9 protein-coding genes are annotated in these 12,169 nt (G+C 69.5%); 1 reads left to right on the top strand and 8 read right to left on the bottom strand.

Annotated features, from left to right (window positions below; translation table 11 throughout):
- Positions 1-2: 2 nt before the first annotated feature.
- From ACZ5PO_RS05010 to ACZ5PO_RS04985, 6 genes are all read right to left on the bottom strand, one after another.
- Positions 3-1,121 carry an SMP-30/gluconolactonase/LRE family protein gene (locus tag ACZ5PO_RS05010; protein ID WP_464190892.1) on the bottom strand — a complete coding sequence of 373 codons (1,119 nt, stop codon included), beginning with the start codon at positions 1,119-1,121 and terminating at the stop codon, positions 3-5.
- A gap of 3 nt (positions 1,122-1,124) precedes the next feature.
- Complete coding sequence (locus ACZ5PO_RS05005) at positions 1,125-3,284, bottom strand: ABC transporter permease (protein WP_464190890.1); 2,160 nt, start codon at positions 3,282-3,284, stop codon at positions 1,125-1,127.
- Between the two features lie 299 nt (positions 3,285-3,583).
- Complete coding sequence (locus tag ACZ5PO_RS05000; RefSeq protein WP_464190888.1) at positions 3,584-4,606, bottom strand: sugar ABC transporter substrate-binding protein; 1,023 nt, start codon at positions 4,604-4,606, stop codon at positions 3,584-3,586.
- A 92-nt stretch (positions 4,607-4,698) separates the two neighbouring features.
- The gene (locus ACZ5PO_RS04995) at positions 4,699-5,709 is read right to left on the bottom strand and encodes an ABC transporter permease (protein WP_464190886.1); all 1,011 of its coding nucleotides are present in this window, start codon (positions 5,707-5,709) and stop codon (positions 4,699-4,701) included.
- Between the two features lie 449 nt (positions 5,710-6,158).
- A complete protein-coding gene (locus ACZ5PO_RS04990; RefSeq protein ID WP_464190884.1) occupies positions 6,159-7,169 on the bottom strand; it encodes an alpha/beta hydrolase in 1,011 nt (336 codons plus the stop codon).
- A 23-nt stretch (positions 7,170-7,192) separates the two neighbouring features.
- Positions 7,193-8,146, bottom strand: coding sequence for an MBL fold metallo-hydrolase (locus ACZ5PO_RS04985; RefSeq protein ID WP_464190882.1), 954 nt, complete (start codon positions 8,144-8,146; stop codon positions 7,193-7,195).
- 156 nt (positions 8,147-8,302) lie between these two features.
- Here ACZ5PO_RS04985 and ACZ5PO_RS04980 point away from each other — a divergent pair, with 156 nt between their 5' ends.
- Positions 8,303-9,253 (top strand): LysR family transcriptional regulator, encoded by a 951-nt coding sequence (locus ACZ5PO_RS04980; protein WP_464190880.1) that lies wholly within the window; start codon positions 8,303-8,305, stop codon positions 9,251-9,253.
- A 316-nt stretch (positions 9,254-9,569) separates the two neighbouring features.
- On the opposite strand, the gene ACZ5PO_RS04975 is transcribed toward ACZ5PO_RS04980, so the two are convergent.
- Positions 9,570-10,577: an amino acid ABC transporter substrate-binding protein gene (locus ACZ5PO_RS04975; RefSeq protein WP_464196680.1), complete on the bottom strand. Its 1,008-nt coding sequence runs from the start codon at positions 10,575-10,577 to the stop codon at positions 9,570-9,572.
- A 65-nt stretch (positions 10,578-10,642) separates the two neighbouring features.
- Positions 10,643-11,281, bottom strand: coding sequence for a L,D-transpeptidase (locus tag ACZ5PO_RS04970; RefSeq protein ID WP_464190878.1), 639 nt, complete (start codon positions 11,279-11,281; stop codon positions 10,643-10,645).
- Between the last annotated feature and the right edge of the window lie 888 nt (positions 11,282-12,169).

The raw sequence follows: 12,169 nt of genomic DNA, 5'->3' as shown, positions 1-12,169 counted from the left end.
GTTCATTGGCGGGTCTCCGGTGGGGCTTGCAGGAGCTGGCCCACGGCCTTCGAGACGACGACGAGGCCCTGCGGCGGCTCGATCGCCCTGACGATGCCGTGGTGGTCGCCGCCGGCCCGGCTCTGGGCGCTGTCGAGGAAGCGGCCGTCGTCACCGATGCGGCCGACGAAGCCGTAGGAGCGCGGCGGCGCCCACGGCTTGAGGATGCCGAGCTTGCGCATGCCGCCGCCCTGCAACGGCTCCAGGTAGCTCTTGCCGGAGGAATATTGCGGCGCGATCCACAGCTCGGGGGCGATGGTGAGCATCATGTCGCGGCGAAAATCGTCGTCGCGCAGCACCAGCTCGACCAGGTGGGTGCGCAGCGCGAACAGGGGCAGCCAGAAGCCGCCGGCGGCGGCCGGCGTCAGGCGGGCCGGGTAGCCCGGCAGGTTGGGGATCACCACCTCGGGCGCGGCGAGGCCCCCCGCGCCATAGGCGCAGCGGCTGACGCGGTGCATCCAGCTCTCGGTGAACCACAGCTGGCGCCCGTCGGCGGAGAAGGCGCAGCCGTGCGGATAGGCGAGGCCGCCCCGCACCACGCGCGCCGTAGCGAGGCCGGCGTCGGCGACGATCAGGCGGCCGGCGGCGTTCTTCTCCATCAGGTCGCGGCACCAGTCGGCGGCGCGGTGGCGACTGCTGCCGTCGGTGAGCACGATGGTGCCGTCGGGCGCGACAGTGACGCTGGTGAGGCAGGCGAGCGGCCCGCCCTCGGCCTCGGTCAGCCAGCGCTGGCCGCCGTCGGCGTCGATGGCCGCGAGGCCCTTGCCGGCGACGCAGACCAGCAGGCGCCCGTCCGGGTGCACGGCGAGCGCGCCCGCCGTGCCGTCGAAGCTCGCCAAGGTGCGGCTCTGGCCGAGGGCGGGGCCGAAGCGGTGCACAACCAGGCGTCCGGCCGAGACGTAGAGGCCGTCGGCGGCGACGGCCACGTCGTCCACGTCGGTCAGGTCAGGCAGCAGCACGGTGAAGGCGTCGAGCCGCCCGTTGGGGGAGAGCGCGCCGTCCATGGAGGGGATGGCGTGCTGATCCCGGTCCGGGAACAGGATTTGTTCGACGTTGCGGAGGAAGTGACTGTAGAAGGCCATGGCTCAGCTTCCCCGCTTGTCGCCCCAGTAGCTGTCCCACCCCGTCCAGTCGGGGTCGGCGCCCTCGAGCTTGATGCGGCCGATGCGGTTGTTCTCCAGGCCGCCGATGTAGAGGTAGCCCTTGTGCTCGCGCATGGAGGTGATGGTGGGGTGCAGCTTGCCCGTGGGGTCCCAGTAGGTCTCCACCGGCTGGCCGTTCGCATCGAGCTTCACCACGCAGCCGTTGTTGAGGCCGGGGTAGAGCCACTCGTCGCGCGGGATCTCCTTGACCATGCGCAGGCGGAAGTCGGGCTTGCGCATGGCGAGGTCGTAGGCCGGCGAGCGGATGCCGGCGAGCGCCAGCCAGTAGCCGCCGTCGGAGGCGCGGTTGAGGTTGTCGGGATAGCCTGGCAGCTGCTCCACCATGGTCTCGAGCTGGCCCTGCTTCGGCCCGGCGATCCAGTAGCGGAAGATCTTGCACAGCCAGGTGGAGACGTAGAGCACCGACTGGCCGTCGTGAGCGACGCAGACGCCGTTGGGGAAGCGCTGGTTCTTGATGATGGTGCGGGTGGTGCGGGTGGCCGGGTCGTAGCAGATCATGCGGCCGTTGCCGCGGCCCTCGATGCCGTCCACGTCCCAGCTGTGCATCTCGTAGCGGATGGTGGCTTCCGAGAAGTAGATCTTGCCGTCGGGGGCGATGTCGAGGTCGTCGGCGAGGCGCAGGCGGGAATCGTCGTTGAGCTTGCCCCAGGTGCGGTTGGTCTCGTCCGTCACCTTGAAGATCTCGCCCTGGGGCGTGACGCCGTAGACGCCCATGCCGCCGTTGCAGCAGATCAGGTTCTCGTCCTTGTCGAAGGCGAGGCCCAGCGGCCGGCCGCCCATGCGGGCAAAGACCTCGCGGTGCTCGAACTTCGGGCCGGAGAAGCGCAGGATCCAGCCCTCGCGGGTGCCGGTGTAGAGCCGGTCCTGGCGGTCGAGGATGACGTCCTCGGGCCCCTCCACCTGGCCCAGCCCGATCACCTCGGCCTGGCTCAGCCGGTCGTTCTCGGCGTAGGGCGAGGCGCTGCCGCGCGCGATCGAGGGGGCCTGCTGGAGCACCAGGCGCGTCGGGTTGACGTAGATCTTCTGGATCGCCTTGCCGCGGTTCTTCGCCCATTTGACGTCGAAGCCCACGGCGACGAGCAGGATGGCGCCGAGCGCCGCCATCGTCAGGTAGCCCTCAAGCCCCAGCCGCACGAAGCCGTTGATCAGGAGGAAGACGATGATGGCGCCCATGGCCGCCCGCCACACGGTGCCGCGGCCGCCGGCGAGCGAGATGCCGCCCAGCACCACGGCGGTCAGCGCCTGCATCTCCCAGCCCTGGCCGGTGTCGGAGCCGGCGCTGTTCTGGCGCGCCGCGTAGAACAGGCCGGCGAGCGCGCAGAGCAGGCCGGAGAGCACGTAGGTGCCGAGCAGCACCCGCTCGACGCGGATGCCGGCGTGGCGCGCCGCCTTGCGGCTGGAGCCCACCGCCATGATGTGCCAGCCGTAGCGCGAGCGGCTCAAGTAGATGTGGCCGATGATCAGCACCACCAGCAGCGCCAGCGCGTTGGTGGGGATGCCGAGGATCGAGCCGCCGCCCAGAAAATCCCAGACGTCGCTCTCCACGTCGGAGACGGCGAAGCGAGGCGCGTATTTCTCGCTCACCATGTCGAAGCCGGCGCGCAGGATGATCAAGGTCACCAGCGTGGTGAGAAACGGCCGCGCCTTGAGGTAGCCGACGAGGATGCCGTTGATCAGCCCGATGGCGGCGCCGACGGCCAGCGTGCCGAGCGCCACCGCCCAGACCGGCCACTCCCACGACTTGAACATGATCAGCGCGGCGAGGTTGGTCACCGCGAAGATGGCGCCGACGCTCAAGTCGATGCCGCCGGAGATGACGACGAAGCCCATGGCCACCGAGACCAGGCCGATCTCGGCGAACAGCCGCAGGAGCTGCTGCACGTTGTCGACGGAGGTGTAGTTGGGCACCGTCGCCGAAAAGTAGCCGATCAGCGCCACCATCAGCACGAACGGAACGATCGGCTCCATCCAGCTCTTCGACAGCAGCTCCGACAGGAACAGCTTGATCGAGAAGCGGTAGCGCAGATCGTTCACGGCGTCCCAGAACGACGACCGCGGCGGCGGCGAAGCGGCGACCGACATGGGCTCTCCCTTGGGTTCTTGTGCGTCTCGGCGCGGGAACGGTCCGCGTGCGGAGACAGCTCCAATTCTTCGGCTCCGGAGGAGCTGCAGACGTTTGACGGTCTGGCGCTGTCGGTGCCACAGCGCCCCCTCGCCCCGCGTGCGGGGAGAGGGCAGGGGTGAGGGGGTGTGCCGCGTGACGTGACCGGTGGTGGCCTCGTCTGCCGGCCCCCTCACCCGGATCGCGCTTCGCGCGCTCCGACCTCTCCCCGCATGCGGGGAGAGGTACGCGGCCGCACCGTCGGCTGCCTTTCCTCGGGCTACTTCTTCAAGTCCCAGCAGGCGTCGCCCTTGCCGGTGTCCTTGTCGAGCCAGTTGAGCTCGCTGAAGTTGGCGATGTAGAGCGAGCCGGGCTTCTGGCCGCTTTGCAGCAGGAAGTTGATGGTCTGCATGATGTCGTGGCCCTGCTGCTTGGCGTTGTAGTTCACGAACTTGTCGAACAGCCCCTGCTGGATCATGTCGCAGTCGGAGCGGCTGCCTTCGCCGGAGGCGTAGATCTTCACCTTGCCGAGCTTGCCGGCGGCCTTGATGGCCTGGGCGGCGCCGGCCTGCATGATGCCCCAGAAGCCGGCGCTGGCGCACAGGTCCGGGTGCTGCTGGATGACCGACGAGGTGATGTCGAGCGCCTTGTTGGCGTCCCAGCCCGCCGCCTGGTCGGACACCACCTTGATGGTGTCGTCCTTGTTGAGCGCCGCCATCAGGCCGGCCATCTGGTCGAGGCTTGCGGTGGCGGTGAGCTCGCCCTGCACGATCTGCACCTTGCCCGAGGTGCCCGAGCCCTTGCCGCAGGCCTTGACGATCTCGTCGCCGAGCATCTGGCCGATGCGGATGAAGTTGGCGCCGACGAAGGCGTCGGCCCGGTGGTTGGAGGCCATGTTGACCTGCACCACGAAGGCGCCGGTCTCGTTGGCGCGCTTCAGCTCCTTGGCCAGGAGCTGCACGTTGGGGTTCTGCACGACGACCACGTCGACCTTGTCGCCGATCAGCGCCGACACGGCCTGGAGCTGGGCGGTGGCGTTCCAGCCGGGATCGCGGACGATGAACTTCATGCCGGCCGCCTCGGCCTCCGCCTTCATCACCGCGGTCCACTCGTCGGCGAGGGGGAAGCCCAGGGTCACCGGCACCCAGGCGATGGTCTTGCCGCGCAGCGCCTCGGCCTTCTGCTGCAGCTCGACGCCGCCCTTGCTCGGCTGCGGCGTCTCGGCGGCCCCGGCGGCGCCCGCCACGGCCAGGGCCGCGGCGCCGAGGACCACCGCAAGTCTATGGCTGATCCTGATCGACATTGTATTCCTCCACTGGATACTTGCGCTGGTTATTTGGCGTCGTCTCGACGCGGGTCGTCGCCCCAAGCTGTTTGGCCGGTGTCGCCGGCGGCTCAGTCGCCCTGGCGGGCCGTCTCCTCGTCACGGGGGTGCAGCCGGTTGTCGAGGATGATGGCCCCGAGCAGCACCAGCCCGCGGATGATGTCCTGGATCTGGCCGTTGACGTTCATGATGGTGAGGCCGTTGAGCAGCACGCCGATGAGCAGCGTGCCCACCAGCACGCTCAGCACGCCGCCGCGGCCGCCCACCAGGCTGACGCCGCCGAGCACCACCACCAGCACGACGTCGAAGATCAGCGTCGAGTTGATGATCTGCATGTTCATGCTGGCGGTCGAGGCGCTCGACACCACGCCGGCGAGGAAGCCGATGGCGGCCGCCAGCATGTAGGAGACGATGATGTCGCGCCTGACGTCGACGCCGGTGAGCCGCGCCGCCTCGGTGTTGTCGCCGCGGGCATAGATGAAGCGGCCGGCCCGCGTGCGCGACAGGAACAGGTGCACCAGCACGGCGACGGCGGCGAACACCAGGATCGGCATGGGGATGCCGAGCGGCCGGCCCTGGCCGATGTAGAGGAAGGCGGTGGCCGCCGGCGGCGGGTAGACGATGACGGTCTTCAGGACGAAGCGGGTCAGCCCGAAGATCAGGAAGGCGGTGGCGAGCGTGGTGAACAGCGCCGGCACCTCGACGAAGGCGATGACCCAGCCGTTGACGAAGCCGATGGCGAGCACCACGACGAGGCCGACGAGCAAGGCCATCCACACGGGCAGCCCGGCGTTCAGCGCCTGGATCACCGCGGCGGAGCCGGCGGCCATGGCGGCGATGAGCGACAGGTCGAGGCCACGCCCGATCACCACCAGCGCCATGGCGAGGCCGAGGATGCCGAGCACCGAGACGCTGCGGGCGAGGGTGAGCAGATTGCCCACCGTGGCGAAGCCCGGGAGCGTCAACGAGAAGACGAGCGCCAGAGCGATCGCCACGATCAGGATCACCCCTTCCTGCGACACAAGCAGGCGCGGCAGCCGCGCAGGCCGACGCTGACCGATCGAGACGGTTGATCCCACCATCGCTGTTCCTACCCAGACCGATTCTTTTTGCTTATCGAACGCGGCCAGCCGCGCCCGTTGCGGACCGCTGCATCGGCGGTCCGTTGCGCCGGAGTAGGGCATGGGCGCCGGAAAATGTAAAATAGGAGGGTTGGATTGCGTCGATAGGCGACGGTTATCGATCAGAGGGGTGGCGGCGGCTAGGTCTGCCAGCGTTGCAGCGGTTGGAGCCCACCCCCACCAGTCCCTTCCGCTACGCTTCGCTCCGCACGGGACAGCCTCCCCGCAAGGGGGAGGCCGTTCGACAGATCGCCTCGCCAACTCTCCAAGGCCGCAAGCAGATGCTCCTCCCTCCCCCCACGAAGTGGCGGGGAGGGGTAGGGGTGGGGGGCGGTCCAGCTCGCGTTACGCTTTCAGAACAAGAACTTACATGCCCCCACGATGCGGAGCTGTCGGGCGCCGCGGCGCGCTCAGCCCTCGGGGGCGAAGCGCTCGTCGAGGAAGCCGCGGATGGCGTCGAAGGCCTGCTGGCGGTTCTTTTCCACCAGGATCATGTGCGTGCCTTCGCCGATCTCGACCCAGCGCCGGTAGGGCGCGCCGCTGAGCCGCCCGAAGAGGTCCCGCGCCACCTCCAGCGTCACGGCGTCGTCCCACTCCGCGTGCACCAGCAGCACCGGCACCGCGATCGCTTCCGGCCGGTAGAGGGGCTGCCCCTGAGTCCAGTGCTCGCGGATGTCCTGGATGGGGCCGCTGACGGCCCTGATGATGCCGGGCGCGGGGAGGCCCGGCGCCGTCGCGGCGTCGACGGCGAGGGTGGCCTCGGCCCAGCTCTCGAACCAGCCGGCCGGCATGAGCCCGGCGCGCTTGTCCTCCGGCGCGGCGCTCTGCCAGCGCGGTTTCACGGCGCGCACGGGCACCTCGCGGTAGCCACCCAGCGGCCCGCCGGGATCGGCCGCCGATGGGCCCGAGCTGAGCCAGAGTGGGGCGACCAGGGCGAGCTTGCCGACCTTGTCGTTGTTTTGGCTCGTATAGGCGCCGGCGACCGAGCCGCCCCATGACATGGCGACCAGGTTGAGCCGTGGCAGGCCTCGTGTCTCGCGGATGAAGGCGACGGCGCTGGCGAGGTCGCGCGCGCCCGTCTCGGTGCGCACCAGCGGCGGGTGGCGCTCGGGCGGCGCCGTCATCTCCGGCGGGCGCGTCGAGCCGCCGTAGCCGCGCACGTCGACGGCGTAGACGTCGTAGCCGGCGGCGGCGAGGTGATCCATGAACGACGCGCCGCCGAGCGGCACGTCGAACAGGCTGCCGGAGGCATAGGTGGCTCCGTGCATCATCAGCACGGTGCGCTCGGCCGGGAAGCGCGACAGCGAGGCGAGGCGCTTGCGGCGCAGGTGCAGCGAGATGCCGGCGGTATCGCTGGGGATCATCAGGTCCTCGGCGGCGATCGCCGGGGTGGTCGCCGCGTGGGCGGAGTGGTCAGCCATAACGGTCTCCGATCGGACAGGGTTCAGAGGAAGCGCCAGGTGAAGCGCTCGCCGGTGCGGCTCACGCGCCCGGCCGAGGTTTCGGCGAAGTGCGTGCTGAACAGCGTCACGTCCCGCTCCGCCGCGTAGGCGAGGGCCCAGGCGCGCGAGCGCAGTGCGGCTTGCGGGAACTCGCAGAAGCAGGAGTTCAGCTCGGGCGCCGCGACCTGCAGCGGATGGTGCATGACGTCGCCGGCGAACAGCGCCTCCGCGCCGGCCGAGACCAGGCGGATCGAGGCGTGGTCGATGCTGTGGCCGGGGCTCGGCAGGAAGGAGAGGCCCTCCAGCACCTCGCTGCCGTCCACCGGCACGAAGCGGGCGAGGCCGCGCTCAAGCACCGGCCGTACGCTGTCGTCGTAGACCCCGGCGCTGGGCTGGCGGGCGGACGGCCCGAGCGTGGGCTGCGGGCGCGCGTCGCCCTCCAGCGGCCGTCCGTCGGTCAGGCTCTCGTTGTAGGCCTGCTCGACGGCCGACATCAGGTAGGTGGCGTTGGGGAAGGCCGGCACCCAGCTGCCGTCGTCGGCGAGCCGCGTGTTCCAGCCCACGTGGTCCGCGTGCAGGTGGGTGAGCAGCACGTAGTCGACGTCGTCCGGCCGGACGCCGGCCGCGGCGAGCCGTGCCAGGTAGGGCTCGTTCAGCCGGTCGAGCGGCGGCGCCTCCGGCCGCGGCTTGTCGTTGCCGGTGGCGGTGTCGATCAGGATCGTGTGGTGCGGCGTGCGCACCAGCCAGGTGTGGATGCTCTGGATGAACAGCCCGGTCTCGGGATCGTAGGAGCCGGGGCCGAGCGCGGTTTCATGGCGGGCCAGCGCGGCCGGATCGCCCTCGGGAAACAGCGCGCCGAAGGGAAAGGCCTTGAGCGTCAGCTCATCGATACGGGTGATGGTGGCATCGCCCACCCGCCAGGTGGCGGCGGCGCGTGACAGGTCATGGACAGGCATGGCAGCTTCCGGGGTCGTGGATCTGCGCCTCGATCTACGAAGCACAGCCCGCCGCCGGCAGGGCCGCACCGTCGATGCCACCTATCCACCTCGTCGATGGCGCGCCGGTTGACCCTGGCGCGATGGGCGGCTGTTCTGGCTATGACGGTGGAAGGCATGACCGACCCAAACCAGATGCAGCGCGCGCGAACGCCGGCCGGCCTCGATCTCGGCGAGATCGACCTGGGCCTCCTGCTGGCGCTCGAGGCGCTGCTCGGCGAGCGCAACGTCACCCACGCCGCCGCCCGGCTCGGCCTCAGCCAGCCGGCGCTGTCGGCGCGGCTTGCCCGGCTGCGCCAGGTGTTCGCCGACCCCCTGTTCGTGCCTGCCTCCAACGGCCGCGGCGTGGTGCCGACCACCCGGGCCACGGAGCTCGCGGCGGAGCTCGCCGACGTGCTGGACACGCTCCGCCGCATGGTCGAGGGCCCCGCCGCCTTCGATCCGGCGCGGACGCGGCGCACCTTCACCATCGCGGTCCAGGAGAACCCGGCCGCCATCCTGGCGCCGGGCCTCGTCCCCCGGGTGATGGCGGCGGCGCCGGACGCCCGCCTGGCCTTCATCCACCCGTCGCCTGACATCCTCGAGCGCCTGGAGCGGGGTGAGGTGGACCTGCTGATCGCCGGCCCCGAGCGGGCGAGCGGCGACCTGATGAGCCGGGCGCTGGCCGAGGACGGTTTCTTCACGGCCCAGCGCAAGGGCCATCCGCGTGGGCCGGGGCCGCTCGACCTCGACACCTTCTGCGCCCTCGACCACCTGTTGATCTCCACCGACGGCGGCGGCTTCTCCGGCCTCATCGACGCCGTGCTGGCGGCGCTGGGGCGGATCCGGCGGGTCAAGGTGTCGATCCAGAACTACGCGCTGGCGCCGATCATCCTGGCGAGCAGCGACTGCATCTGCACGCTGCCGCAGCGCTTCCTGGCCCGCTTCGCCCACGAGCTCGACCTGGCGCCGCCGCCGCTGGAGCTGCCGCCCACGCAACTGCTGGCGCTGTGGCACCCCCGCAACCGCGACGATGCCGGGCACGTGTGGCTGCGCCAGCGCCTCTACCAGGCGGCCGACGCGGCCTGACCGCGGCGGGCGCCCGCTCGCACGCGCGTTTGATGGTTTGGTTGACGGGGCGGCTGCGACCCTCACCCCGCCTGGGGGGCTATCGAATGCATTCGACGACGCGACGCGGCCCGCGAACGCGCGACTGCTTCGCAGCCACAGCGTCCGCGTTCTAGTGTGGCGAATCCGAAATTCGCACCACCTCGGGGCAGCGCTGGGAGTGAATTTCGGATTCCTAAGCCACACTAGCAACTCTATGATTTTAGTGTGGTTTAATGGATCTGAAGTTCCTGAACGCTGATGCCCTGCGGGGAGCAGGAACTTCAGATCCACCACACTAGCGCAGCGGTGGGGCGTACAGGATGCCGCCCATGCTCCAGAGCTGGTTGAGCCCGCGCGGGATGCCGAGCTTGGCGCCGGTGCCAAGGGAGCGTTCGTAGATCTCGGCATAGTTCCCGGTCGCCTTGACTGCACGGACCGCCCAATCGGCATCGAGGCCAAGCGCCTTGCCGAAGCCACCCTCCGCGCCGGTGAACCGCCGTACGTCCGGCTTCTGGGATTTCAGGGCCTCGTCGATGTTCGCGCTGGAGATGCCGAGCTCCTCGGCATTGACCAGCGCGAAGTTCACCCATTTCACCACGGTGAACCAGGGGAAGTCGTCGCTGCGCACGACCGGGCCCAGCGGCTCCTTGGAAATCACGTCCGGCAGCACGACCGCCTCGTCCGGCTTGGCGAGCCGGAGCCGCTCGCCATGCAGCGCGGCCTGGTCGCGGGTCAGCACGTCGCATTGCCCGGCCTCGAAGGCCGCGAAGGCTTCCGCCGCGCTCGGATAGACCTTCTCTTCATAGGTCATGGAGTTGAGCTTGAAGAAGTCGGCCAGGTTGAGCTGCGTCGTGGTGCCGGCCTCGACGCAGACCTTCGCCTTGTCGAGCGCCAGCGCCGTATCGGCCTTGAACGAGCGCTTCGCCAGGAAGCCCTGGCCGTCATGGTAGGTGATACCGGCAAAGGCGAGCCCGAGCTCGGCTTCGCGACCGAGCGTCCAGGACGAGTTGCGCGCCAGCAGGTCGACCTTGCCGGCCTTCAGAGCCTCGAAGCGCTGGCTCGCGGAGAGCGGCGTGAAGGCGACCTTGCCCGCGTCGCCGAGCACGGCGGCCGCTACGGCACGGCAGAAATCGACATCGAAGCCGCGCCAGTTGCCCTGCTCGTCCTTCTCCGAGAAACCGACCACGCCCTCGCTGACGCCGCATTGCAGCGTGCCGCGCTGCTTCACGCTGTCGAGCGTGCCGGCGCCGGCCGGAAGGGCGAAGCCGACGAGGGCGGCGAGGCCGAGACCGCAGCGGCGAATAACCCAAGAGGCCTTCGACATGACTGTCTGTTCCTTTCGCAGATCGGCGGAAGCGGCGGGGCCGCTCACAGCGTCGCCTTGTGGCGGATGATGACCTTGGTGCCGACAGGCACACGCTCGTAGAGGTCGACGATATCGCCGTTGGCGAGCCGGAAGCAGCCCGACGAGATCGCCTGACCGATCGTCTCCGGCTGGTTGGTGCCGTGGATGCGGAAGACCGTCGAGCCGAGGTAGAGGGCGCGCGCGCCCATCGGGTTGCCGGGACCGCCGGCCATGAAGCGCGGCAGATAGGGTTGGCGCTGGAGCATCTCCGGCGGCGGGCGCCAGTCCGGCCACTCGGCCTTGCGGCTGACCTTGACCTGGCCGGACCAGGTGAAGCCCTCGCGGCCGACGCCGATGCCGTAGCGCAGGGCGTGGCCATTGTCCTGCACCACATAGAGGAAGCGCTCGGCCGAATTGATCACCACCGTGCCCGGCGCCTCGCTGGAGCGGAACAGCACCATCTGACGGGCATAGGGCCCCTGGGCGATGCTGACTTCCGCGGTCGAGATGCGGCCCGGCTCATCGCCGATATCCATGGTCTCCTGGGTCGCCGCGGGCGGACGCTGCTGGGCGCTCGCGGCTCCCGACCAGGCGACGAGGGGCGCCAGGGCGAGGCCGGACAGCAGCAGGCGGCGCAGGGCGGTACGGGGGATGTTGCTCATGTCGTCGCTTCCGGTCAGGCGCAGCGGATGAAGATGAAGGTGCCGTAGCGGGCATTCACGTCGGGATCGACGAAGCGCATCACGAGCTCCTTCGGCGTCGCCGACAGCACCTCGCGATCCTGCGGATCGCCGGCCGGCGCCTCGAAGCCCAGATAGGTCTTGCCCCCGGCCCGGCCTTCAGCCGCAGCTCATGCAGCTTGGGATCGTCGGCGACGTGCATCATCACGCCATCGCCCGGGCCTTGCGCGATCGTGTAGGGCTGCTTGCATTGCGCCCGCGCCTCCGCCTCGGTGCGCTTGCGGTCCTTCTCCGTATGGAAGGAAGCGACGCCCCAGCGCCCGATCAGGACGTCGCGCGAGATCCCGGCTGGAGCCGGTGCTCTTGCCGCGACGTTCGGGGACAGGCCTTCACCGCCACCGCAGCCGGCGAGCGCCAAGGACAGGAGGAGACTGCAAGCCGGTGCCGCAAGGGCCGGGCGCTGCGCGCTGCGCGATTCGATAGCTGTCTGTCTCATCTCTCCTCCATGATCACGTGGTACGGAACTGTCCGGACGTTACCGATGCTTTGACTCGGCCGCCACCCTTCGTGTCCGCCACCTATCTGCCCTGCGGAGGCTCGTCACCTCGACCTCTCCGGCCGCTTCACCACGGCAACGTGGACATCCGGCGCGACAAGCGCCGCGGGCAGAGGCGTCATGGTCCGACGCTTCTGATCAAGAAGTTCGCGGATCTCGCCCTCGTGATTTTGGGTCTGCTAGGCCTTACGCTTGGTTACCAGTATGGCTCAGGTTCGCTAACCTGGCTCGGTATACTAACTTTGGTGGTTGGCGCGGGTCTGCTCGTGCTAAAGATTATTCGCCGAAATCCTGGCTGAGGCACATTTTCGTCG

The sequence above is a fragment of the Chelatococcus sp. KU-N122 genome (genome assembly GCF_055391085.1).
Note: the sequence above shows the minus strand (reverse complement) of the source record. Positions and strands in the feature narration are given on the sequence as shown.